The following is a 23,097-nucleotide window of genomic DNA, read 5'->3' as shown; positions in this document are numbered from 1 at the left end:
CAGAGGGGAGACGCATCCGTGAGCGGGTTGCTGGGCTCGATCAAGGGACCGCAGGACGTCAAACGGCTCAGTGTCGAGGAGTTGCCGCGGCTGGCTGGAGAGATCCGCGACGTGCTCGTCGACTCGTGCGCCAGGTTCGGCGGTCACCTCGGCCCCAACCTCGGTGTGGTGGAGCTCACCATCGCCGTTCACCGGGTCTTCGACTCACCCGACGACCCCGTGGTCTGGGACACCGGCCACCAGGCGTACGTGCACAAGATCCTCACCGGCAGGGCCGCCGGCTTCGAGGCGCTCAAGCAGGAGGGTGGCCTGTCGGGTTACCCGAGCCAGGCCGAGTCCGAGCACGACTTCGTGGAGAACTCCCACGCCTCGACCGCGCTGTCCTACGCCGACGGCCTGGCCAAGGCGTTCAAGCTGCGCCGCGAGCACGACCGCACGGTCGTCGCGATCATCGGCGACGGCGCCCTGACCGGCGGCATGGCCTGGGAGGCGCTCAACAACATCGCCGCGTTCAAGGACCTGCCGGTCGTGATCGTGGTCAACGACAACGGCCGCTCCTACTCCCCGACGATCGGCGGCCTGGCCTCCCACCTGTCCTCGCTGCGGGTCAACCGCCGCTACGAGGACATGCTCGACTTCGTCAAGGACAAGATCGGGAACGTTCCCGTCCTCTACGACGCGCTCCACGGCTTCAAGAAGGGCGTCAAGGACGTCCTGTCGCCGCAGGTGATGTTCGAGGACCTCGGCCTCAAGTACGTCGGCCCCATCGACGGCCACGACGAGCAGGCCATGGAGGCGGCGCTGCGCCAGGCCCGCGACTTCCGCGGCCCGGTCATCGTGCACGCGCTCACCCAGAAGGGCCGCGGCTACAGCCCGGCGGAGAACCACGACGAGGACCAGTTCCACTCGCCGGGCGCCTTCGACCGGGCCACCGGCGCGGAGAAGCCCAAGGGCCGCATCTGGACCAACGTCTTCAGCGAGGAGCTCGTCCGGCTCGGCAAGGAGCGCGACGACCTGGTCGCGATCACCGCCGCGATGCTCCACCCGACCGGCCTCAACGCCTTCGCCGAGGCCTACCCCGACCGCATCTACGACGTCGGCATCGCCGAGCAGCACGCGCTGACCAGCGCCGCCGGGCTCGCGCTGGGCGGCATGCACCCGGTCGTGGCCGTCTACGCCACCTTCCTCAACCGCGCCTTCGACCAGCTCCTCATGGACGTCGCCCTGCACCGCCTGCCGGTCACCGTGGTGCTCGACCGGGCGGGCGTCACGGGCGACGACGGCGCCAGCCACAACGGCATGTGGGACCTGTCGATCCTCCAGGTCGTGCCCGGGCTGCGGATCGCGGTGCCGCGCGACGGCGACCGCCTCACCGAGCTGCTGCGCGAGGCCGTGGAGGTCACCGACGGCCCCACCGTGCTGCGCTTCCCCAAGGGCCCGGTCGCCGAGGCGATCGAGCCGGTCGGCAAGCTGGGCGAGATGGACCTCCTGCGGGCCGCCGACGGCGAGCCGGGCGTGCTGCTGGTGGGCGTGGGCCCGATGGCCCAGATCTGCATGGACGCGGCGGTCCTGCTCGACGCCCAGGGCATCTCGGCCACCGTCGTGGACCCACGCTGGGTCAAGCCGCTGGACGAGGCGCTGGTGCTGGCCGCCGGCGCCCACAAGCTGGTCGCGGTCGTCGAGGACAACGGCCGCGTCGGCGGCGTGGGCGACGCCGTGGCCCGGCTGCTGCGCGACGGCGACGTCGACGTGCCCGTCCGCACCTTCGGCATCCCGCAGCAGTTCCTCGACCACGCCAAGCGGGCCGCGATCCTCGGCAGGATCGGCCTGACCGGCCAGGACCTCGCCCGCCAGATCACCGAGGCGGTCGCGAAGCGGACCTCCTCCGTGGAGCCCGCCCGCCGCTGACCACCCTGCGTACCGCGGCGGTGATCCCGACCATGACGATCACCGCCGCGGCCACGACGGGCAGCAGCCACTCCGCGTGCCGCCGCACCACCTCCCCGGCCAGCGCGCCGAGCGTCACGTACGTGCTCACCCAGGCCGCGCTGCCCAGCATCGCCCACGGCATGAACCTGCGGTACGGCATGCCCACCGTGCCCGCCACGGCCGGCGTCAGTGCGTGCAGCACCGGCAGGAAGTACGCCAGCGCCAGCGCCCACCCGCTCCGCTCGAACAGCTCCTGCGCGCGCGCCCACCGGCGCTCCCCGACGCGCCGCCCCAGCCTGCCGTGCCGCAGGCGCGAGCCGTAGCGCCGGCCGAGCCAGTGACCGCCTGACGCGCCCGCGAAGCAGGCCACCAGGCCCGCCCCGATCAGGGCCAGCGTCTCGCCCACGCTGTCGGCCGTGGCGCCCGCCACGAGCAGCAGCCCGTCGCCGGGGGTGATCAGGCCGATCCCGACCGAGGCGTCCAGCGTCAGGAAGACCAGCAACAGTGGTAGCACCACGCCGAGGTCTTGCCCGGCCAGGGCGTCGAGGAGATCGTTGAGCATAGCTTCAGACTGCTACCCAGATCGCGGAACACCACCGGGATCGTCCCCGGTCCCACCCCGAAACGGGCATGATCACCCCTGGTATGGGAAGGATCACCGAGCGTGGACATCTTTCGCACGAAGAGCGTCGAGCAGTCGATCCGCGACACCGAAGCGCCCGAGCACCAGCTGCGCAAACGCCTGACCGCCACCGACCTGACGGTCTTCGGCATCGGCGTGATCGTCGGCACCGGCATCTTCGTGCTCACGGGCCAGGTCGCCAAGGAGATGGCGGGCCCGGCGGTGGCGCTCTCGTTCGTCGTGGCGGGCATCGTGTGCGGGCTCGCGGCGCTGTGCTACGCCGAGTTCGCCTCCACGATCCCGGTCGCGGGCTCCGCCTACACCTTCTCCTTCGCCACGCTGGGCGAGTTCCCCGCCTGGATCATCGGCTGGGACCTGTTCCTGGAGCTGGCGCTGGCCGCCGCCGTGGTGGCGGTCGGCTGGTCGGGGTACTTCGCCTCCATGCTGGCCTCCATCGGCATGGAGCTGCCCGCCTCGATCGCGGGCGAGGATCCGGTGGTGAACGTCCCGGCCATCCTCATCGTGCTGCTCCTCACCTCGATCCTGGTGGCGGGGATCAAGGTGTCCTCGCGGGTCAACCTGATCCTGGTGATCACCAAGATCGCGGTGGTGCTGCTGGTCATCGTGGCGGGGCTGTTCTTCGTCAAGGCCGCCAACTACACGCCGTTCATCCCCGAGGCGGTCTCCACGCCGCGCGTGGAGGGGCTGAAGGCGCCGCTCATCCAGCTCATCTTCGGCATCACACCGGTGGCGTTCGGCGTGATCGGCATCTTCTCCGCGGCGGCGATCGTGTTCTTCGCCTTCATCGGCTTCGACATCGTGGCCACCGCCGCCGAGGAGACCATCAACCCGCAGCGCGACGTACCGCGCGGCATCATCGGCTCGCTGGCCATCTGCACGGTCCTGTACGTCGCCGTCTCCCTGGTCGTCGTCGGCATGCAGCGCTACAGCGAGCTGAGCACGGCCGCCCCGCTCTCCGACGCCTTCACCTCGGTGGGGCACGCCTGGCTGGCGGCGATCATCAGCGTGGGCGCGATCGCGGGCCTGACGACGGTGGTGCTCGTGCTGCTGCTGGGCCAGACCCGGGTGCTGTTCGCGATGGGCCGCGACGGGCTGCTGCCGCGCTGGCTGGCGAAGGTCGACCCGCACTACGGCACCCCGGCCCGGCTCACCGTGATCATCGGGCTCGTCACGATGGCGCTGGCGGGGTTCGTGTCGTTCGGGGAGCTGGCCGAGCTGGTCAACATCGGCACGCTGTTCGCGTTCGTGGTCGTGTCGATCGGGGTGATCATCCTGCGGCGGACGCGGCCCGACCTGCCGAGGGTGTTCCGGGCGCCGCTGGTGCCGTTCCTGCCGATCGTGTCCGTGCTGGCCTGCCTCTACCTGATGCTGAACCTGCCGGCGCAGACGTGGCTGCGCTTCCTCGTCTGGATGGTCATCGGCCTGGTCGTCTACTTCGGCTTCGGCTACTGGAACAGCAGGCAGGCCTTCTCCCGGGAGGAGAAGGCCCGCCGCTGACCGCGCGAGGATGCTCAGAGAGCGGTGACGGGGCCGGTCATCGCCTGCATCTGGCAGGCGTTGGCGAAGAACTTCGCCCAGTGCACCTTCCTGCCGTACCAGGTGCCCGCGATGGCGACCGCGTGCGGCTTGATCTCCTGGCTGCAGGAGGCCTTCGGGCTGACGTTGAGCTGCGACGGCTCGCCCTTGACCTGCCGCAGCAGGCGGCAGGCGGCACGCGCGTTGGGGTGGGTGCCGCCGACGGGCCCGCAGTGGAGCCAGACCGACTTCACGGGCCCGCCCTTCATCCCGTCAACGATCTTGAGCTTCGCCTTCGGGGGCGGCGCGGCCTGCACGGGCGAGGAGGCGCCCGCCAGGAGGGCGGCGCAGAGCGCGAGGGCGCCGGCTGCTCTCATCATGATTACTCTCCGTTCGTAGGACGGCACCAAAGGCTACGACGGAGTGCGTGCGGAGGTGAGGAGGTCCGGTCAGGACCTCCTCAAAGAGTCCGCAAAGTCAGGCGGGGACGGACGCCACGCCCGGCGCCAGGAAGCGCGGCTGCGCGATGCCCGTCCTGTCCAGGTACGGGGTGATGCCGCCCAGGTGGAACGGCCAGCCGGCGCCGAGGATCATGCACAGGTCGATGTCCTGCGGCGCGGCCACCACGCCCTCGTCGAGCATGATCCGGATCTCCCCGGCCAGCGCCTTCAGCACGCGCTCGCGCACCTGCTCGGCGGTGGACGGGGAGGCACCGCCCTCGAACAGGGCCACCGCCTCCGGGTCGAGCGTGAAGTCCGGCCGGTAGACGCCGGGCTTGCCCGACTCGACCAGCTTCGCCATGTTCTCCGAGACGCCGAAGCGGTCGGGGAACGCCTCGTGCAGCGTCTCGGCCACGTGCAGGCCGACCGCCGGGCCGACGAGCTGCAGCAGCGCGAACGGCGTCATCGGCAGCCCGAGCCCGTCGAGCGCGTGCTCGGCCGTCTCCAGCGGCGTGCCCTCGTCCACGGCCGCCACGACCTCGCCCATGAAGCAGGTCAGCAGCCGGTTGACCACGAACGCCGGGGCGTCCTTGACCAGCACCGACGACTTCTTCAGCGACTTGCCCACCGCGAACGCCGTGGCCAGCGTGGCGTCGTCGGTCGAGGCGCCCCTGATGATCTCCAGTAGCGGCATGACGGCGACCGGGTTGAAGAAGTGGAACCCGACCAGCCGCTCAGGGTGGGCCAGGCCCGCGCCCATCTCGGTCAGCGACAGCGAGGAGGTGTTCGTGGCCAGCACGCACTCCGCCGACACCACGGCCTCGACCTCGGCGAACACCTGCTTCTTGACCGCCATGTCCTCGAACACGGCCTCGATCACGAAGTCGGCGTCGGCGAAGGCGTCCTTGGTCAGCGAGCCGGTCACCAGCGCCTTGAGCCGGTTGGCCTGGTCCTGCGACACGCGGCCCTTGGCGAGCAGCTTGTCCACCTCGGCGTGCACGTACCCGACGCCCTTGTCCAGCCTGGCCTGGTCGAGGTCGGTGAGCACGACCGGCACCTCCAGGCGGCGGGCGAACAGCAGCGCCATCTGCGAGGCCATCAGGCCCGCGCCCACCACGCCGACCTTGGTGACCTTGCGGGCCAGCGACCTGTCCGGCGCGCCCGCGGGCCGCTTGGCGCGGCGCTGCACCAGGTCGAAGGAGTAGAGCCCGGCCCGCAGCTCGTCGCCCATGAGCAGGTCGGCCAGCGCCTCGTCCTCGGCCGCGAAGCCCTCGTCGCGGGTGGCGGTCTCGGCCTGCGCGATCAGGTCCAGCGCCCGGTACGGGGCCGGCGCGGCGCCGCGCAGCTTCATGTCCACCAGGAAACGGGCGTCGGCGACGGCCTTCTCCCAGCCGTCGTGCTCCTCGCGCTCCACGGTGACCTCGCCGTTGACCACGCGGGCGGCCCAGCGCAGCGACTCCTCCAGGAAGTCGGCGGGCTCGAACATCGCGTCGGCGACGCCCAGCTCGTACGCGTCCCTGCCCTTGATCATGCGGTTGTTGGACAACGGGTTCTCGATGACGAGCTTGACCGCGTTCGCCGGGCCGATCAGGCGGGGCAGCAGTTGCGTGCCGCCCCAGCCCGGCACCAGGCCGAGGAAGCACTCCGGCAGCGCCACCGCCGGCACGCCCGACGAGATCGTCCGGTACGTGCAGTGCAGCGCGATCTCCAGCCCGCCGCCCATGGCCGCGCCGTTCACGAACGCGAACGACGGGATCGGCAGCTCGCCCAGCCTGCGGAAGACGTGGTGGCCGAGCGCGCCGATGGCCAGCGCCTCCTCGCGCGAGGTCACGGCGGCCGCGCCCTTGAGGTCGGCGCCGACGGCGAAGATGAACGGCTTGCCGGTCACGCCCACCGCGACCAGGTCGGTGCGCTGGGCGATCTCCGACAGCGCCCCGTTCAGCGCGAACAGGCCGTGCGGGCCGAACGTGTTGGGCTTGGTGTGGTCGAAGCCGTTGTCCAGGGTGATCAGCGCCATCGTGCCGGCCCCGTGAGGCAGTTGCACGTCACGCACCAGCGCCTTGGTGACGACCTCGTCGGTGTTGCGCTCGCTGAGCAGCGCGCGCCAGGTCTCGATGTTGCTCATGCCAGGTTCTCCCAGATCACGGTGCCGCCCATGCCCATGCCGACGCACATGGTGGTGATGCCGTAACGCACGTCGGGACGCTCGCCGAACTGCCGGGCGAGCTGCGTCATCAGCCGCACGCCGGAGGAGGCGAGCGGGTGCCCGTAGGCGATCGCGCCGCCGTAGGCGTTGACGCGGGGGTCGTCGTCGGCGATGCCGAAGTGCTCCAGGAAGGCCAGCACCTGGACGGCGAACGCCTCGTTGATCTCGAACAGCCCGATGTCGGAGATGCCGAGGCCCGCCAGGCGCAGGGCCCGCTCGGTGGACGGGATCGGCCCGACGCCCATGACCTCGGGGTCCACGCCCGCGAAGGCGTACGACACCAGGCGCATCTTCGGCGCCAGCCCCAGCTCCTCGGCGACCTCCCCGGCGGCCACGACGCAGCCGGTGGCGCCGTCGTTGATGCCGGAGGAGTTGCCGGCCGTGACGTGACCGTGCGGGCGGAACGGCGTCTTGAGCCCGCTCAGCCCCTCCATCGTGGTGCCCGGCCTGGGCGCCTCGTCCTCGACGGCCAGGCCCCAGCCCTTCTCCGCCGTCCTGATCGCGGTCGGCACCAGGTCGGGCTGGATCTTGCCGTCGGCGTACGCCTTGGCGGCCTTCTCCTGCGAGAGCACCGCGTACGCGTCGGCGCGCTCCTTGGTGATGGTCGGGTAGCGGTCGTGCAGGTTCTCCGCCGTCATGCCCATGACCAGCGCGCTCGGGTCGACCAGCTTCTCCGACAGGAAGCGCGGGTTCGGGTCGACGCCCTCGCCCATCGGGTGGCGGCCCATGTGCTCGACGCCGCCGGCGATGGCGACGTCGTACGCGCCGAACGCGATGCCGCCCGCGACCGTGGTGACCGCGGTCATCGCGCCCGCGCACATCCGGTCGATGGCGTAGCCGGGCACGGTCTTGGGCAGCCCGGCCAGCACGGCGGCCGAGCGGCCGATGGTCAGGCCCTGGTCGCCGATCTGCGTGGTCGCGGCGATGGCCACCTCGTCCACGCGCTCGGGCGGCAGATGGGGGTTGCGCCGGATGAGCTCGCGGATGACGCGGACGACCAGGTCGTCCGCGCGGGTCTCCGCGTACAGTCCCTTCGGCCCTGACCTGCCGAAAGGCGTGCGTACGCCGTCGACGAACACGACGTCACGAGAGGAAGGCACGGATTCGCTCCTCGTTGCTGAAAGGGGTTCCGTGCCCATGCTACTCGTCAGTAACTATCCCGCAGACGAGGGCGGCGGTGAGCAACGCGTAGACGACGCCCGTCGCCGGCTCCCACAGGTGGGCGCGGGCTCCGAGCAGGGCCACGACCGCCACGGCCGCGCCCGTCCAGAGCGCCGCGCCCTCTCCGGGACGCGTGCCGCCGCCGGGGTCCCATGGATCGCCAGGTGATCCGCCCGAGCGCAGGGCACGCGCCAGCATCCCCACCGCGTCCCGTGCCCACCACAGGAGGAACAACACCGCCGCCGCGACGCTGATCACCGACAGCGCCTCGACGGCCCAGCTCAGGGTGTCGGCGAAGGCGTGCAGGGCGGCCTCGCGGAAGAAGCGCGGAACGGTCCAGCCGAGCAGGAGCGTCACCGTCCAGCAGCCGGCCACGGCCAGCCGGGTCAGCGGGCGTGCCCTGCCCGAGCGGGCCGCCGCGTACAGCTCCCGCTCCCGGCGGCGCACCAGGCGGGCGCGCGCGCCCCAGGCGTACTGGGTGATCGCCATCACGGGCAGGGCGACGGCGAAGAGCGCCAGGGACAGCACGGCCAGCGGCAGCGTCTGCTCCCTGGTCGCGGCCCGATCGGCGAGTAACTGCACGGTGGTCAGCAGCGCGATCGAGGCGGTGAGCGCCACGAGCGCGCCGCGCCGGGCCGCCCTGGCCCTGGCGCGCAGCCCGGCCATCTCCTGGGCGCCCGGGGGAGGGGCCATCTCGGTCAACAGCATGACCGTCATGATGGCGTCACCGTACGTGGCGACGCCCCGCATTCCCGCGCTTTGGATGGAGCCCTCGCTCCGGGTGAGAGGGGACTATCCATGAGGCCATCGTCTCGCTGATGATGAACAGGCGAACAAGCCGAGATGACAGTACTTATCTTCCGTATACCGATTTGTGGCTATGCTTCGCGATCATGGCGCAAGGGGTGGACCGCGTGAGAGAACGGCGGAACGAAGGCGGTCCGGGGCGGCGTGTCGCCCCGCTTCCGCATCCCAGGACCCCGACGCCGGCTTCGGGCCCCCCGCGCACGCGCCGATCCACGCCCCGGCGCAACCCGCTGACCCCGCTCGGCTGGGTGAGCGTGGCGCTGACGCTGGTGCTGGTGGCCGTCGCGCTCGGCGCGTACGGCTACTACCGCTACCTGGACAACCGTATCCCGCGCCTGCCCATCGATCCGGGCGCGAGCCGCCCGCCCGACACCGGCGCGCTCAACGTGCTGCTCGTCGGCTCCGACTCCCGCGAGGGCAACAACAAGAAGTACGGCGCCACGACCGTGGGGGCGGGGGAGCGCACCGACACGATCATGGTTCTGCACATCGCCCCCAACCGGGACTCCGCCACCATGATCAGCTTCCCGCGCGACTCGATGGTCATGGTCCCCGACTGCGAGGGCACGAACGGGGCCGTGCTGCCCGGCGGCCTCCGCCAGATCAACTCCGCCTTCAACGACGGCGGCATCAACTGCACGATCAAGACCCTGGAATCCCTCACCAACATCAAGATCGACCACTTCGTGAAGGTGGACTTCACCGGCTTCAAGGGCATCATCGACGCGCTCGGCGGGATCGAGATCTGCCTGCCCAAGCCCGTCGACGACAAAGAGGCCAAGTTCGTGCTCGGCGCCGGCAAGCACGTGGTCAACGGCGAGCAGGCGCTGGGGTACGTACGGACCAGGTACTCCCTGGGCGACGGCAGCGACCTGGGCCGGATCGAGCGCCAGCAGATCTTCCTCACCCAGGTGATGGAGAAGGTCACCAGCGGCGGCCTGCTCACCGACCCCGGCAAGCTCGACGCCTTCCTGCGGGCCGCCACCCAGGCCGTCACCGTGGACGAGGGCCTCGGCCTCGACCGCATGCTGGAGATCGCCAGGAGCGTCAGCGGCTTGACCGCCAAGGAGCTCAAGGGCATCACGGTGCCGGTGGAGCCGTATCCGGAGAACAAGGCGAGGGTGCAGTTCGCCCAGCCTGCGGCGCGCGACTTCTTCGAGGCCGTGCGCAACGACACCGACATCAGGACCAGCCCCGGCCCCGGCAAGTCCAGCGCGCCCAAGATCGAGCACGAGCAGGTGCGCCTGCAGGTGCTCAACGGCACCGGCGAGCAGGGCAAGGCCCTCCAGGTGGCGGACGCGCTGGCCGGCCAGGGGTTCGTGGTCACGCAGGTCGGCAACGCCGCGACGACCGGCACCACCACGATCCGGTACGCCAGGAAGGACGCCCAGGACGGCCCCGCCTACGGTGACGCGGTGGCCGCGCGGCTGTCGAAGGACAAGCGCACGCCCGTGCAGGGCAAGGTCAAGGCCGTCACGTCGCAGCCGTACGAGCTCAAGACCCCGCCGGCGCGGAAGCCCAACGGGCCGGTCATCCAGCTCGTCATCGGCAAGGACTGGCCCGGGGTGCGGGTCCAGTCGGCGATCCCCGACGCGCTCAAGGACAAGGTCGTCGACAGCACCACGGACCCGTGCAAGTGATCGCCGCTCGGGCCGTCACGCCCGCGTGCACGGGGAGTGGCCTTCGGGTCGTCACGCCCGCGTGCACGGGGAGCGGTGCTCAGGCCGTCACGCCCGCGTCCACGGGGATCGACGCGCCCGTGACGGCCCGGCCGCCCTCGCCCGCGAGGTAGGACACGGCGGCGGCGACCTCCTCGGGGTCGCAGTAGCGGCCCAGCGCGGTGAACCGCCGCTCCTCGCCGGCCTCCGGCGCGGTGGCCGGGTTCATCTCGGTGTCGGTGGAGCCGGGGTTGATCACGTTCGCGGTGATGCCACGCGGGCCCAGGTCCCTGGCCAGCCCCTTGGCCAGGCCGATCAGCGCGGACTTGCTCATCGCGTACGCCGTCCAGCCCGCGTACGGCACCCGCTCGGCCAGGCTGCTGCCGATCAGCACGATGCGCGCGCCCGCCTCCATGTGCCGCGCCGCCGCCTGGGCCAGCACGAACGAGGCCCGCGCGTGCACGGCCAGCAGCTCGTCCACCTCGGCCAGCGTCACCTCCTCCAGCGCCCCGTACGGCGCGATGCCCGCGTTGCTCACCAGCACGTCGAGCCGGCCCAGCTCGCGCACCGTCCGCTCGACCGCCGCGACCAGCGCGTCGGCGTCGGCGGCCTCGGCCCGCACGGCGAGCGCGCGCCCGCCCGCCGCCTCGACCTGCCTCGCCACGCCGGCGGCCCGGTCGCCCGCGCTCCGGTACGTGATCGCCACGTCGAAGCCGTCACCCGCCAGCCGCCGCGCGACGGCCGCGCCGATACCCCTGCTGCCACCGGTCACCAGGGCGACTCTTCTCGTCATCATGGTCCTCCTTATACGGAATATGTTCCGCTTCTGACACTAAGCGGAACACATTCCGGATGCAAGCGATGCGAGGATGTGATCGTGAGACGCGAGCGCACCGACGCGGCCCGCAACCGCGCCAAGATCCTCGCCGCGGCGGAGGCCATCGTGGCCACGCAAGGCGTGCAGGGCCTGTCCATGGCCGAGGTGGCGGCGGCTGCCGGTGTCGGGGTGGGCACGCTCTACCGGCGCTTCGGCGACCGTTCCGGGCTGGCCTACGCGTTGATCGACGCGCGGGAGCGGGAGTTCCAGGCGGCGTTCGTCGAGGGGCCGCCGCCGCTCGGCCCGGGGGCGGAGCCCGCCGAACGCGCGCGGGCGTTCCTGCGGGCGCTGACGGACCGGACCGTCGAGCAGCTCGACCTGCTGCTGATGGCGGAGACGGCGGGGCCGATGGCGCGCTTCGGCGGCGCGTACGACGCCTATCACGCGCACCTGGTCATGCTGATCGGGCTGGCGCGGCCGGAGGCCGACGCGTACTGCCTGGCCGACGCGCTGCTGGCGCCGCTCGCCGCGCCGCTGCTCGCCCACCGGCTCAGGGAGTGCGGGGTGGCGGTCGAACGGGTGAGGTCGGCGCTCGACGCATTGCTCACGGGAGTGCTCGGCCGGTGACACTCTGGTGCGATTGTTACTCAGAGTGATTTTAGGGAAACAAGTGAAATTTCCGGACAAGTAGTGGTAGGAAGGGGCGCGGTTACTATTCGTACTAGAGAGGTTCCACCGTGGCACGCGACGAGAACGACAGGCCATACGAGGACGGGCAGGGTAAGTCGTTAAACCCGGAGATGACGGGTGACGTGCTCTCTCCGCGGTGGAGCACCGACGACACGGACGAGCAACCCGCCATCCAGGTCGTCGGCAACGAGACCTACATCCTGCCGCCCGGCAGGAGCGAGCCGCAGCTGATCGGTGAGACCCCGCGCGACGTGCTCGACGACCCCGTCCCGCCGCGCGACGTGCTGTCCGCCGACCCGCTGCTCGGTGCCTCCTCCTACGAGCTCGGCGGTCAGAGCGGGCCGCACGACGTGCTGGGCGCGGCCGGCTCCTACGGGTCGAGTGGCGCCTCCTACGACGAGCTGAGCGGGGCGAGCGGGCCGCACGACGTACCGGGTGGCGCCGCCTACGACGAGCTGAGCGGGCCGCACGACACGCGCGCCGGCGCCTACGACGAGCTGAGCGGGTCGCTCGACGCCCGGACCGGCGCCACCTACGACGATCTCGCCGACCACAGCGGGCCGCACCGGGTGGAGGACGACGACGACAACCCCTACCTCCCGCTGGACCGCAGCTACGCCCGCGACGACGACCAGGAGGACGAGCGGCCCAAGCGCGGCTTCCTGGGCTCGGGCTGGACCGACGACTCCGGCGACTCCCACGACGGGCGCTCGTCCGGAGGCGAGGGGGAGGTGCGGCGCCGCACCAGGGTGCTGCTGGTGGCGGCCGCCGCGGTGGTGCTGGTCGGCGTGGGCGCCGGCTGGATGCTCACGGGCACCTCCTCCGACGACCCCTGCGCGGGCGTCCAGTGCGCCAGCGCGGGCGAGGTCACCTCGCCGTCCGAGTCCGCCGACCCGGCGGGCACGCCGGTCGAGGAGGCGGCGGAGGAAACCCCCGACCCCACGGATTCGGTCACCGACGAGCCGACCGAGACCGAGTCCGCAAACCCGGCCCCGACGCAGGAGCAGTCCCGCCCCACGCGCGAGGCCGAGCCGCGCCCGACGCCCACCCGCGACAGGAACACCGCCGAGCCGACCCGCAAGCCCACCCGCGAGCCGCAGGGCACGATGAACGACACCGCGGACTCCCGGGGGCAGGACGACGGCGGCAGCGACTCCTCGTCCGCGACGAACAAGCAGCAGGAGAGCACGAACGACACGGGCGACTCGGGTGACTCGACGGCCACCCAGCCTCCGGCCACGACCCAGGCGCCGGCTCCCGCGCCGACGGAAGAGGAGCGCAAGGGCCTGTTCGACATCCTGTTCCCCTGGGCCTGACCCGCCGCAGCCCGGCCCCACGCCTGGCTCCTCGCCCGGCCTTTCTCCTGGATGGGAGGGGCCGGGCGCGCGAGGGCTCACGGGCGCTGCGCCCGGCGGTCTCACCTGAGGGCGGCCCGCCGGCGGCGCCCCGGCCGGCGCCACCTCGCCCTCGCTCGTTCCGTGAGCGCCCCTCCCGGCGCCGCCCCACCCGGACGTGCCTCGCGAACCGGTCCTGATCCCTCTGCCGGGCGCCCCGTGACGGGCCGCTTCCGTCGCCGGGACGGGACGTTCTGTCCCCAGGGCCGCGGGCGTGGCAGGATGCGGATCCAGGTGCCGGTCTGGCAGACTTGGAAACCGCTTTCCGGGAGGTCTCGTGGTCACGCTTGAAGACGTCGCCAAGCAGGCGGGCGTCTCGCTCGCGACCGCCTCGCGGGTGCTCAACGGCAGCACCCGCCAGGTGGGCGCGGCCTTGCGGGCGCGCGTCGAGCGGGCCGCGGACGAGCTCGGCTACCGGGCCAACATCGCCGCCCAGACGCTGGCCCGCGGGGCGAGCAACGTCATCGGCATCGTCGTGCACGACCTCACCGACCCCTACTTCGCGGCCCTCGCCGACGGAGCGATGCGGGCGGCTGCCACCGAGGGCCTGCTGGTCATGGTCGGCACCACGCATCGCGACCCGGAGCAGGAGATCGCGTACCTGGCCACGCTGCACGCCCAGCGCGTCCGCGCGGTCCTGCTGGTCGGCTCCCGCGTCGCCGACCAGGGCGTCACGAAGCGCCTGCGCGAGGAGCTGGCCCGCTACCAGGCGGGCGGCGGCCGGGCGGCCTGCGTGGGCCAGGACCTCCTCGGCGTCGACACCGTCGCACCCGCCAACAGGGAAGGCGCCGCCGAGCTGGCCAGGGCACTGGCGGAGCTCGGCCACACGAAGTTCGCGGTCCTCGCGGGCCCGCCGCACCTGGTGACGGCGGCCGACCGGTGCGCCGGCTTCGCCGAGGCCCTCGACGAGCTCGGGCTGCCCGCCCCTCAGATCATCCACGGCCCGTTCGACCGCGACGGCGGCCACGCCGCCGCCCAGCAGGTGAGGGACGCGACCTGCGTGTTCGCCGTCAACGACGTGATGGCGGTCGGTGCCCTGGCGGCCTACCGGGAGCGCGGGGTCAGGGTGCCGGAGGACGTCTCGGTGGCCGGCTTCGACGACATCGTCACGCTGCGTGATCACGTGCCCGCGCTGACGACCGTCCGGCTGCCGCTGAAGGACATGGGGGCGCGGGCGCTGGAGCTGGCGCTGAACGAGGACGAGCCGGTCGTGGTCGAGAAGGTCGCCGGCGAGGTCGTGCTGCGGGAGAGCGTCAGGAGAATGGCTTGACACCTCCGCGAGGCGCGCCGTCCACCGGCGTGCGCGTGGACGCGCGCCGTCCACAGGGGTGCCGCGTGGAGGCGCGCCGTCCACCGGCCGCCTGGCGCCCATGTTCGCTCCGTCGAGGCCGGCGGGGTCGGCCGGCCGGAGCGGGAACCCTGACGACGTGATGTGGAGGATGGCGTGAAGCTGGCGGTCAGCACGCTGGGGATGCCCGGCGAGGGGCTGGACAGGGCGATCGAGATCGCGACCGGGCACGGTTGCCAGGGGCTGGAGCTGCGGCTGCATCCGGACACCGGCGTGCACGCGAGCCTGGACGCGGCGGGCCGGGCCTCGGTGCGGGAGCGCGTCGAGCGGGCAGGGCTGGAGATCTCGGCTCTTGCCGGCTATGCCGGTATCTGCGAGCCGGGCCCGGACGAGCCGGTCATCGAGGCGCTCCTCGCCGATCTGCGGCTCGCCGCCGACCTCGGCGCGCCCGGCGTCCGGGTGTTCCCGCGCGGCGACGACGTCGCCACCGGTGCCCGCCGGCTCAAGGCCGTCTCCGGTACGGCCGGCGACCTCGGCCGCCGCGTGCTCGTCGAGACGCACGACCGCATGGCGACCGGCGAGGCCGTGGCCGCGCTGCTCGCCGAGGCCGACTGCCCCGGGACCGCCGGTGCGATCTGGGACCTGCTGCACCCCTGGCGGCACGGCGAGCCGCCGGCGCGGACGCTGGCGGCGCTGGCGCCGTACCTGGACTGCGTGCAGGTCAAGGACGCGGTCTCGGCGCAGGACACCACCCCCGTCCCCATGTGGACGGGCTCGGTGCCGCTGGACGAGGCGGGTGAGTTGCTGCGAGCGGCCGGGTTCGACGGGTGGGTGTCGCTGGAGTGGGAGCGCACCTGGTATCCGCAGGTGGCCCCGGTCGAGGAGATCCTGCCCGGCGCCGCCGAGTGGGTGCGGCGCTTCACCTCCTGACGGCGCCGAGCCTCGCACCGTAACCCCCGCGGCGTGGGCGCCCGCGCCCCGCGGCGCGCCCCTGGCGGGCGGTCGGTGTGGCGGATCGCGCTTTGCGGTGGTTTCACCGCTTAGATGGGGGGATGTCCGCATCTAGAAGCAAGGTGCTCGTCGTCGGCATGGACGGGCTGAGGTTCGACCGGCTGCTCGCCCTGGACGCCCCCGTCCTGGCCGGATTGATGTCCACCGGCGCGTACGGCACCAGCAAGCTCCCCTACGGCGAAGCCGGGACACCCCGTACGGAATCCCCGGGCGAGGTCGTCCCCAAGACCCCCGAGCCGGGCGACGGCGGCCGGGTGATCAGGTCGCGTACCGACTCCGGCCCCGGCTGGTCGTCGATCGCCACCGGGGTCTGGCCGGACAAGCACGGTGTCGTGGACAACGGCTTCGAAAGCCCGCAGTTCCAGAAATTTCCGGACTTCCTGTCGCGCGTCAAGACCGCCCGCCCCGGCCTGACCACCTCCGCGTTCTTCTCCTGGGCAGCCCTCGCCGAGCACGGCGCGTTCGGCCCGGCGATCGACCACCGGTTCGTCCTCGACGGGTACGCCGTCGGCTGGGCCGCCGCGGACAAGCAGGTCGCCGAGGCCGCCGAGCGTCACCTGGCCGAGGAGGACCCGGACGCGACCTTCGTCTATCTCGGCGACACCGACGAGGTGGCCCACGACCTCGGCCCCCACTGCCCCGAGTACGCCGCCGCCCTCCAGGCCCAGGACGCCTACCTCGGCCGCCTCCTCGACACGGTCCGCGCCCGCCCCTCCTACCCCGGCGAGCGCTGGACGGTGCTGGTCACCACCGACCACGGCCACGTGGACGAGGGCGGGCACGGCGGCACCTCGGACGAGGAGCGCACGGTCTTCGTGATCGCCGGCCGCCTGGGCGAGGACCTGGGCGGGCGCCCGCTCGCCGCGCCCCGGCTGGTGGACGTGGGGCCGACGGCGCTGGCCGCGCTCGGCGTGCCCGCCGACCCGGCGTGGGACCTGGACGGCACCCCGCTGGACCTGTGATTCATCAAGTGTTGAATTCTTGGCCGGAACGCGGAACACTGGGGTGACAGGACGCCGAACGGCAGGAGTACGCGCGATGAAGACGGCCCTGGACTTCTCCGAGATCGACGCGGGCATGCTCGCCGAAGTGGGCGGCAAGGCGGCCAACCTCGGCGAGCTGACCAGGGCGGGCCTGCCGGTGCCCCGGGGCTGGGTGCTCACCACGGACGCCTACCGGCAGGTCGCCCAGGGCCTGCGCGTCGGCGGCGGGACCAGCGGGGACGGGCTGGCCGAGCGGGCCAGGCGGCACCTCATGGAGGCGTCGGTGCCGGAGGCCGTGCACGAGGCGATCGTGACGGCGTACGAGGCGCTCGGTGACGACGTGCCCGTGGCCGTGCGCTCCTCCGCCACCGCCGAGGACCTGCCGTTCGCCAGCTTCGCCGGGCAGCAGGACACGTTCCTGAACGTGGTGGGCGCGCAGGAGGTGGTGCGGGCCGTACGCCGGTGCTGGGCCTCGCTCTGGACCGACCGCGCCGTCGCCTACCGGGAGTCGAACGGCATCGACCACGCCGCCGTCCGGCTCGCCGTGGTCGTCCAGGAGATGGTGGACGCCAGGGTGGCGGGCGTGATGTTCACCGCCAACCCGGTGACGGGCCGGCGCCGCGAGAGCGTGATCGACGCGAGCCCCGGGCTCGGCGAGGCCGTGGTCTCCGGCGCGGTGAACCCCGACCGCTTCCGCGTCCACGACGGCCGGATCCTCGAACGCCACGCCGGCGACAAGCGGCTGGCCGTCCGCGCCCTGCCCGGCGGCGGCACCGAACGCGTCGAGACCGCCGGGCAGGGCCTGTGCCTGACCGACGACGAGGTACGCGAGCTCGCCGGCCTCGGCGCCCGCGTCGAGGCCCACTACGGCGCGCCCCAGGACACCGAATGGGCCATCGACCACGACGGCACGCTCTGGCTCACCCAGGCCAGGCCGATCACCACGCTCTACCCGCTGCCCGAGCACACCAGGCCGGGCCTGCGGGTGTACTTCTCGCTCAACGTCGTGCAAGGCGTCATGGGGCCGCTGACGCCGATGGGGCAGTCGGCGTTCCGGGTGATCAGCGCGGGCGGCGCGGGCCTGGCCGGCCACCGGCCCGCCGACCCCCTCGGCGGGGCCGGCTTCGTGACGGTGTCGGGGGAGCGGTTCTGGCTCGACCTCACCACCGCCGTACGCAGCCGCCCCGGCCGCGCCCTCCTGCCGCGCATGCTGACGCTCGGCGAGGCCCGCGCCGTGGGCGTCATGGAACGGCTCTTCGAGGACCCCCGCCTGACTCCGGCGCGCACGTCCCTGCGGCCCTTCCTGCGGGGCTTGTTCAGGTTCGCCGGCAACCTCCGCCTGCCGCGCCGCGTCCTGACGGCGCTCACCAGGCCGGACCGGGCCGTGGCCGCCACCGTCCGGCTCGGCGAGACGCTGGACGGCAGGCTCAGGGTGCCCGGCTCCGCGACTCCCGAGCAACGCCTGGACCACGCCGAACGCGTCCTGGCCGGCACCTTCCCGCTGATCATCACGATCATGCCGACCGTGATCACCGGCTACGGCCTGTTCGCGCTGGCCTCCAGGCTCTCCGGCGTGCCCGTGCCCGAGATGAGCGACGTGCTGCGCAGCCTGCCCCACAACCCGACCACCGAGATGGACCTGGAGCTGTGGGAGCTGGCCACCCGCATCGAGCCGGAGCCGTTCAGGGAGCTGTCCGTGCCCGAGCTGGCCGCCCGCTACCGCGAGGGCGGGCTCCCGCCGGTCGCCCAGCGCGAGATCGCCGCGTTCCTGGACAAGTACGGTCACCGCGGCGTCGCCGAGATCGACCTGGGCGTGCCGCGATGGTCGGAGGAGCCCGGCCACATCCTCGGCGTCCTGGCCAACTACCTGCGCATGGACAAGGGGCTGTCCCCCTCCGAGCAGTTCGCCGACGGGGCCAGGCAGGCACGCGCGACCATCGCGCACGTGGCGGCCAGGGCCCGGCGTGGGGCCCGGCGCGGGGGCCGGTGGCGGGCCGCCGTGGTGCGCTTCGGGCTCGGACGCACGCGCCGGTACGCCGGGCTGCGCGAGCTGCCCAAGTTCTACCTGGTCAAGACGCTCGCAGCGGTCCGGCGCAGCCTCCTCGTGGTGGGGGAGCACCTGGTGGGCCTGGGCGTGCTGGACGCGGCCGGGGACGTGTTCTTCCTGGACCTGAGGGAGGCCAGGGCCGCGCTCGCGGGTGGTGACCTGCGGGAGCTGGTGGCGGAGCGGCGGGCCACGTACGAGCAGGAGCGGCGCCGCAGGCACGTCCCCAGGGTGCTGCTCTCCGACGGAACCGAACCCGAGGCGCTCCAGGAGCCCGCCGCGCAGGGCGCGCTCGCGGGCAGCGCCGCCTCGCCCGGCACGGTCACGGGCGTGGCCAGGGTGGTGCTCGACCCGATCGGCGCCCACCTGGAGCCGGGCGAGATCCTCGTCTGCCCCTCCACGGACCCGGGCTGGACGCCGCTGTTCCTGACGGCGGGCGGCCTGGTGATGGAGATGGGCGGCGCGATGTCGCACGGCGCGGTGGTGGCCAGGGAGTACGGCATCCCGGCCGTCGTCGGCGTGCCCGACGCCACCCACCGCATCACCTCGGGCCAGCAGATCACGGTGAACGGCGCCGCCGGAACAGTGACAATCACCGAAAAATCATGACAAATCGCCAGAAGCCAGGCGCTGACGCGAACCCCGGCGCTAACGTGATCACGTGTCAGTGCCGTACTGGAACCACAACGTCCACTACCAGCGCCTGGTCATGAAGCTCATGCCCGCGAGCTGCCAGCGGGCACTCGACGTGGGCTGCGGCGACGGGCTGCTGGCGAGCAAGCTGGCCACCCGGGCCGCCCACGTCACCGCCGCCGACCGCGCCCCCGAGGCGGTCGCCATGGCCTGCGAGCGTCACGGTGGCCTGGACAACGTCGAGTTCGTCACGGCCGACTACCTCGACGACCCGCGCGGCCTGCTCCCCGAGGGCAAGTACGACTTCATCAGCGCCGTCGCGGTCATCCACCACGCCGGCTTCACCGAGGCCGCCGAGGCGCTGACCCGCCTGCTGTCGCCGGGTGGCCGGCTGGTGGTGATCGGCCTGGCGAGGAACCGCTCGCCGCTCGACTGGATCATCAGCGGCGCCGGCCAGATCGCCTCCCGCGCCCTGCGCCTGCGCAACGGCCCCAAGACCGGCCCCGGCAGGGCCGTGCCCGCCATGGACCCCGTCCTGTCCTGGGGCGAGACCGGACGGCTGGCCCGCCGGGTGCTGCCGGGCTGCCGGTTCCGCCGCCTGCTGCTGCGCCGCTACCTGCTCGTGTGGGACAAGCCGGAGTAGCGGGAAGCGGCGCGGCCGTTCGCGCATGGGAGCCATCCTCCGGAAGGAGGATGCCGCGCGCACGATCGGGCGATGCCGCCCGGAGCCGCCTCCCGCGAGGCTCGGAGCATGACAGTGATCGAGGTCGAGGACCTCCACAAGACATATGGGCACAATCGCGCCGTGGACGGCGTCTCGTTCACGGTGGCGAAGGGCGAGACGTTCGGCGTGCTCGGCCACAACGGCGCGGGCAAGACGACCACGGTGGAATGCCTGTCCGGCCTGCGCAGGCCGGACACCGGCACGGTCCGCGTGTTCGACCAGGACCCCGCGCGCCGCCGCCGGGCCCTGGCCCAGCGCATGGGCGTGCAACTGCAGGAGGGCGAGCTGCCCGACCGGCTCAAGGTGGCCGAGGCCATGCGGCTGTTCGCGGCCCTGTACGACCGGCCGGACGACTGGAAGGCGGTGCTGCAGCGCTGGGATCTCGGCCCCATCGCGGCCAAGGCGTACGGCGACCTGTCCGGCGGCCAGAAGCAGCGGCTCAAGCTCGCCATGGCCCTGGTCGGCGGCCCGGAGCTGATCGTGCTCGACGAGCTGACCACCGGGCTCGACCCCGTGGCCCGCCGCGAGACGTGGACGCTCATCGGCGACCTCAAGGCGGCCGGCACCACGGTGGTGCTCGTGAGCCACTACATGGACGAGGCCGAGGAGCTGTGCGACCGGGTGGCGGTCTTCCGCAAGGGGAAGATCGTGGCGCTCGGCAGCCCGCGCGAGCTGACCCGCCGCACCGGGACGGACTCGTTGGAGAACGCGTACCTGGCGCTGGCGGAGGAGGGACGATGAAGGCGTTCGCGCACCTGTCGGCGTCGGAGCTGCGGCTGCTGTCGCGGGACCCGGCCACCCTGTTCTTCATGGTCGCCTTCCCGGCCATGCTGCTGCTCCTGAACGGCAGCAACGACAACCTCGAGATCTTCGTGCCCGGCTATCTGGCGATGGTCCTGGCCATCGGCGGGATCTCCACGCTCCCCGGGGTCATGGCGAGCTACCGCGAGCGCAAGGTGCTGCGCCGCATGGCCACCACCCCGGTCTCCCCGTTCGTGCTGCTCACCGCCCAGATCGCGGCCCAGCTCGTGATGGCGCTCGCGGGGGCCGCCATCCTCATCGGGGTGGCGGTGCTCGGCTTCAAGGTGGCGCTGCCCGCGCACCCGGCGGCGCTGGCGCTGTCCTTCGTGCTGTGCGCGCTCATGTGTTACGCCATCGGCTTCGTGCTGGCCGCCCTCGCGCCGCGCGCCAGGACGGCGGACCTGATCGGCCTGCTGGTCATGTTCCCGATGATCTTCCTGGCGGGTGCGGCCATCCCCCGCGAGGGGGTACCCGGAGAGCTGCGCGAGATCGGCGAGTACCTGCCCCTCACCCATGCCGTCACCGTGCTGCGGGAGAGCTGGTTCGGCGCCCCCTCGGCGATGCCCTTCCTCATCGTCTCGGCGATAATCGTGGTCGGCACCGCCATCGCGGTCGCGCTGTTCCGCTGGGAGTGATCGCACGTTGGACGAGGCAGCCTGGCCCCGGGTGTTCCACCTGCTGTTCTACACCTGCCTCGGGATGGCCGCGACGATCGCGGCCCTGGAGGACGGGCTCGACCCCGTCGCGCTCGCGCTGACGGCGATCATGGCTGCCTGGTACGCGTTCTTCGTCGCCCGCAGGCCCGCGCTGCTCGAACAGCTCAACCCCATGGCCTGGCACTTCCTGGTGCTGGTGGCGCTGAACTACGCGCTCGTCCGGACGAACTCCTCCTACCAGGCGATGACGTACGGCATGATCACGCTGCCCTACCTGCTGCTGCCCGGCAGGTGGGGTTACGCCGGCGCCGTGCTGCTCGTCCTGTCGAGCGCCGCCGCGGCCGGGGCCTTCGAGGTCATCCCCGAGGACCCCGCCGTGCTGGCGTACGTCCTGGGCAGTACGGCGCTCACCCTCATCATGGGCATCTTCACGCGTGACCTCGTCAAGCACAGCGAGCAGAACCTGATCGTGGGCGCCCTGGAGGAGCGCGCCAGGCTCGCCAGGGAGATCCACGACACGCTCGCCCAGGGCTTCAGCGGCATCATCGCCCAGCTCGAAGCGGCCGAGCAGGGCATCGACGACCCCGAGGCGGTGCGCAAGCGCATCGCGCAGGCCAAGCAGCTGGCCCGCGACAGCCTCAAGGAGGCCAGGCGCTCGGTGGACGCGCTGCGCCCCGAGCCGCTGGAACGGGCCCCGCTGCACGAGGCGCTGAAGGGCGTGGCCGAGCGCTGGTCGGCGGCGACCGGCGTGCCGGCGACCGTGTCGGTGGACGGCGAGCCGCGGCGGCTGCCGGAGGACGTGGAGGCCACGCTGCTCCGCGCCGCCCAGGAGGGCCTGGCGAACGTGGCCAAGCACGCCAGGGCCCGCCGCGCCGTCCTGACGCTGTCGTACATGGAGGAGGAGATCACCCTGGACGTGCTCGACGACGGCGCGGGCTTCGACCCCGACGGCACGGGAGGCGGCTACGGGCTGATCGCGATGCGCGAGCGGGCCGCGCGCTCGGGCGGCACCGTCACCGTCGAGTCGGCGCTGGGAGAAGGGACCGCGTTGTGCGTGAGCATCCCCTGCGCCTGATGATCGTCGACGACCACCCCGTGGTCCGCGACGGGCTGCGCGGCATCTTCGACGGCGTGCCGGACATCGAGGTGGTGGCCGAGGCGGGCGACGGGCACGAGGCCCTCGCCCAGGCCAGGGCCGCCCGGCCCGACGTGGTGCTGATGGACCTGCGCATGCCGGGGCTCGACGGGGTCGGCGCGATCGAGCGGCTGTCCGCCGACCATCCGGACATCCGGGTCGTGGTGCTGACCACGTACGACACCGATGCCGACGTGTCGCGGGCGCTGGCCGCCGGGGTGGCCGGCTACCTGCTCAAGGACGCCCCGCGCGAGGAGCTCCAGGCCGCCGTGCGCACGGCGGCGGCCGGCGGGCGGGTCCTGGCCCAGCGGATCACCTCGCAGCTCATCGACGGCCTGGGCCGCAAGCCCGCGGCGGCGCCGACCCCGCGGGAGCTGGAGGTGCTCAGGCTGATCGCGCGCGGCGCCGCCAACAAGGAGGTGGCACGAGCCCTGCTGATCAGCGAGACCACCGTGAAGACGCACCTCAAGCACGTCTTCGCCAAGCTGGGCGTCGACAACAGGGCGGCGGCCGTGGTGGCGGCGATGGAGCGGCGCCTCATCTAGCCGCGTGCGGGTGGGCG

At 72.5% G+C, this 23,097-nt stretch carries 20 protein-coding genes; 14 read left to right on the top strand and 6 right to left on the bottom strand.

Annotated elements, in window-relative coordinates:
• Nucleotides 1–27 precede the first annotated feature (27 nt).
• Nucleotides 28–1,908, top strand: a complete 1,881-nt coding sequence (gene dxs, locus ACBJ32_RS15510; RefSeq protein WP_375127760.1) for a 1-deoxy-D-xylulose-5-phosphate synthase — start codon at nt 28–30, stop codon at nt 1,906–1,908.
• Here dxs and ACBJ32_RS15505 read toward each other — a convergent pair.
• On the bottom strand, nt 1,856–2,491 hold the full coding sequence (locus tag ACBJ32_RS15505; protein WP_375127292.1) for a DedA family protein: 636 nt from the start codon (nt 2,489–2,491) through the stop codon (nt 1,856–1,858). The genes dxs and ACBJ32_RS15505 overlap by 53 nt on opposite strands.
• A gap of 102 nt (nt 2,492–2,593) precedes the next feature.
• Here ACBJ32_RS15505 and ACBJ32_RS15500 point away from each other — a divergent pair, with 102 nt between their 5' ends.
• Entirely contained in the window at nt 2,594–4,069 is a 1,476-nt protein-coding gene (locus tag ACBJ32_RS15500) for an amino acid permease (protein WP_357868564.1), read from the top strand.
• A 14-nt stretch (nt 4,070–4,083) separates the two neighbouring features.
• Here the strand turns inward: ACBJ32_RS15500 and ACBJ32_RS15495 are convergent, their stop codons facing one another.
• The 4 genes from ACBJ32_RS15495 to ACBJ32_RS15480 form a co-directional block, all read right to left on the bottom strand.
• Nucleotides 4,084–4,467, bottom strand: a complete 384-nt coding sequence (locus ACBJ32_RS15495; RefSeq protein WP_357868566.1) for an SSI family serine proteinase inhibitor — start codon at nt 4,465–4,467, stop codon at nt 4,084–4,086.
• A gap of 97 nt (nt 4,468–4,564) precedes the next feature.
• Nucleotides 4,565–6,652, bottom strand: a complete 2,088-nt coding sequence (locus tag ACBJ32_RS15490) for a 3-hydroxyacyl-CoA dehydrogenase NAD-binding domain-containing protein (RefSeq protein WP_375127291.1) — start codon at nt 6,650–6,652, stop codon at nt 4,565–4,567.
• Nucleotides 6,649–7,812 carry a thiolase family protein gene (locus tag ACBJ32_RS15485; protein ID WP_375127759.1) on the bottom strand — a complete coding sequence of 388 codons (1,164 nt, stop codon included), beginning with the start codon at nt 7,810–7,812 and terminating at the stop codon, nt 6,649–6,651. The genes ACBJ32_RS15490 and ACBJ32_RS15485 overlap by 4 nt, the downstream gene beginning before the upstream one ends.
• Before the next feature lie 61 nt (nt 7,813–7,873).
• Nucleotides 7,874–8,602: a hypothetical protein gene (locus tag ACBJ32_RS15480; protein WP_375127290.1), complete on the bottom strand. Its 729-nt coding sequence runs from the start codon at nt 8,600–8,602 to the stop codon at nt 7,874–7,876.
• Nucleotides 8,603–8,949: 347 nt separating this feature from the next.
• Between ACBJ32_RS15480 and ACBJ32_RS15475 the strand changes: the two genes are divergently transcribed.
• Nucleotides 8,950–10,341, top strand: coding sequence for an LCP family protein (locus ACBJ32_RS15475; protein WP_375127289.1), 1,392 nt, complete (start codon nt 8,950–8,952; stop codon nt 10,339–10,341).
• 79 nt (nt 10,342–10,420) lie between these two features.
• On the opposite strand, the gene ACBJ32_RS15470 is transcribed toward ACBJ32_RS15475, so the two are convergent.
• Nucleotides 10,421–11,152, bottom strand: coding sequence for an SDR family NAD(P)-dependent oxidoreductase (locus ACBJ32_RS15470; RefSeq protein WP_375127758.1), 732 nt, complete (start codon nt 11,150–11,152; stop codon nt 10,421–10,423).
• 84 nt (nt 11,153–11,236) lie between these two features.
• Here ACBJ32_RS15470 and ACBJ32_RS15465 point away from each other — a divergent pair, with 84 nt between their 5' ends.
• The 11 genes from ACBJ32_RS15465 (at nt 11,237) to ACBJ32_RS15415 (ending at nt 23,080) form a co-directional block, all read left to right on the top strand.
• On the top strand, nt 11,237–11,803 hold the full coding sequence (locus tag ACBJ32_RS15465; protein ID WP_375127288.1) for a TetR/AcrR family transcriptional regulator: 567 nt from the start codon (nt 11,237–11,239) through the stop codon (nt 11,801–11,803).
• A 185-nt stretch (nt 11,804–11,988) separates the two neighbouring features.
• On the top strand, nt 11,989–13,182 hold the full coding sequence (locus ACBJ32_RS15460) for a hypothetical protein (protein WP_375127287.1): 1,194 nt from the start codon (nt 11,989–11,991) through the stop codon (nt 13,180–13,182).
• A 355-nt stretch (nt 13,183–13,537) separates the two neighbouring features.
• On the top strand, nt 13,538–14,530 hold the full coding sequence (locus tag ACBJ32_RS15455; protein WP_375127286.1) for a LacI family DNA-binding transcriptional regulator: 993 nt from the start codon (nt 13,538–13,540) through the stop codon (nt 14,528–14,530).
• A 174-nt stretch (nt 14,531–14,704) separates the two neighbouring features.
• Nucleotides 14,705–15,478, top strand: coding sequence for a sugar phosphate isomerase/epimerase family protein (locus ACBJ32_RS15450; RefSeq protein ID WP_375127285.1), 774 nt, complete (start codon nt 14,705–14,707; stop codon nt 15,476–15,478).
• A gap of 122 nt (nt 15,479–15,600) precedes the next feature.
• Nucleotides 15,601–16,521, top strand: a complete 921-nt coding sequence (locus tag ACBJ32_RS15445) for an alkaline phosphatase family protein (protein ID WP_375127284.1) — start codon at nt 15,601–15,603, stop codon at nt 16,519–16,521.
• A 76-nt stretch (nt 16,522–16,597) separates the two neighbouring features.
• On the top strand, nt 16,598–19,195 hold the full coding sequence (locus ACBJ32_RS15440; protein ID WP_375127283.1) for a PEP/pyruvate-binding domain-containing protein: 2,598 nt from the start codon (nt 16,598–16,600) through the stop codon (nt 19,193–19,195).
• A gap of 52 nt (nt 19,196–19,247) precedes the next feature.
• Complete coding sequence (locus tag ACBJ32_RS15435; protein ID WP_375127282.1) at nt 19,248–19,862, top strand: class I SAM-dependent methyltransferase; 615 nt, start codon at nt 19,248–19,250, stop codon at nt 19,860–19,862.
• A gap of 108 nt (nt 19,863–19,970) precedes the next feature.
• A complete protein-coding gene (locus tag ACBJ32_RS15430; RefSeq protein ID WP_375127281.1) occupies nt 19,971–20,684 on the top strand; it encodes an ABC transporter ATP-binding protein in 714 nt (237 codons plus the stop codon).
• Nucleotides 20,681–21,379, top strand: a complete 699-nt coding sequence (locus ACBJ32_RS15425; RefSeq protein ID WP_375127280.1) for an ABC transporter permease — start codon at nt 20,681–20,683, stop codon at nt 21,377–21,379. Before ACBJ32_RS15430 ends, ACBJ32_RS15425 begins: the two co-directional genes overlap by 4 nt.
• A gap of 7 nt (nt 21,380–21,386) precedes the next feature.
• A complete protein-coding gene (locus ACBJ32_RS15420; protein WP_375127279.1) occupies nt 21,387–22,475 on the top strand; it encodes a sensor histidine kinase in 1,089 nt (362 codons plus the stop codon).
• Nucleotides 22,451–23,080, top strand: a complete 630-nt coding sequence (locus ACBJ32_RS15415; protein WP_375127278.1) for a response regulator — start codon at nt 22,451–22,453, stop codon at nt 23,078–23,080. The genes ACBJ32_RS15420 and ACBJ32_RS15415 overlap by 25 nt, the downstream gene beginning before the upstream one ends.
• Nucleotides 23,081–23,097 lie beyond the last annotated feature (17 nt).

This window comes from Nonomuraea sp. GTA35 (assembly GCF_041950525.1).
Classification (GTDB): Bacteria; Actinomycetota; Actinomycetes; order Streptosporangiales; family Streptosporangiaceae; genus Nonomuraea.
The sequence above is the reverse complement of the archived record's forward strand: the minus strand, read 5'-3'. Positions and strand labels throughout refer to the sequence as shown.

Excerpts from the sequence above, each read along its gene's own strand:
- ACBJ32_RS15505 (WP_375127292.1), bottom strand. The coding sequence starts at position 2,491 with ATGCTCAACGATCTCCTCGACGCCCTGGCCGGGCAAGACCTCGGCGTG.
- ACBJ32_RS15495 (WP_357868566.1), bottom strand. The coding sequence starts at position 4,467 with ATGATGAGAGCAGCCGGCGCCCTCGCGCTCTGCGCCGCCCTCCTGGCG.
- ACBJ32_RS15490 (WP_375127291.1), bottom strand. The coding sequence starts at position 6,652 with ATGAGCAACATCGAGACCTGGCGCGCGCTGCTCAGCGAGCGCAACACC.
- ACBJ32_RS15480 (WP_375127290.1), bottom strand. The coding sequence starts at position 8,602 with ATGCTGTTGACCGAGATGGCCCCTCCCCCGGGCGCCCAGGAGATGGCC.
- ACBJ32_RS15470 (WP_375127758.1), bottom strand. The coding sequence starts at position 11,152 with ATGACGAGAAGAGTCGCCCTGGTGACCGGTGGCAGCAGGGGTATCGGC.
- ACBJ32_RS15445 (WP_375127284.1), top strand. The coding sequence starts at position 15,601 with ATGTCCGCATCTAGAAGCAAGGTGCTCGTCGTCGGCATGGACGGGCTG.
- ACBJ32_RS15440 (WP_375127283.1), top strand. The coding sequence starts at position 16,598 with ATGAAGACGGCCCTGGACTTCTCCGAGATCGACGCGGGCATGCTCGCC.
- ACBJ32_RS15430 (WP_375127281.1), top strand. The coding sequence starts at position 19,971 with ATGACAGTGATCGAGGTCGAGGACCTCCACAAGACATATGGGCACAAT.
- ACBJ32_RS15425 (WP_375127280.1), top strand. The coding sequence starts at position 20,681 with ATGAAGGCGTTCGCGCACCTGTCGGCGTCGGAGCTGCGGCTGCTGTCG.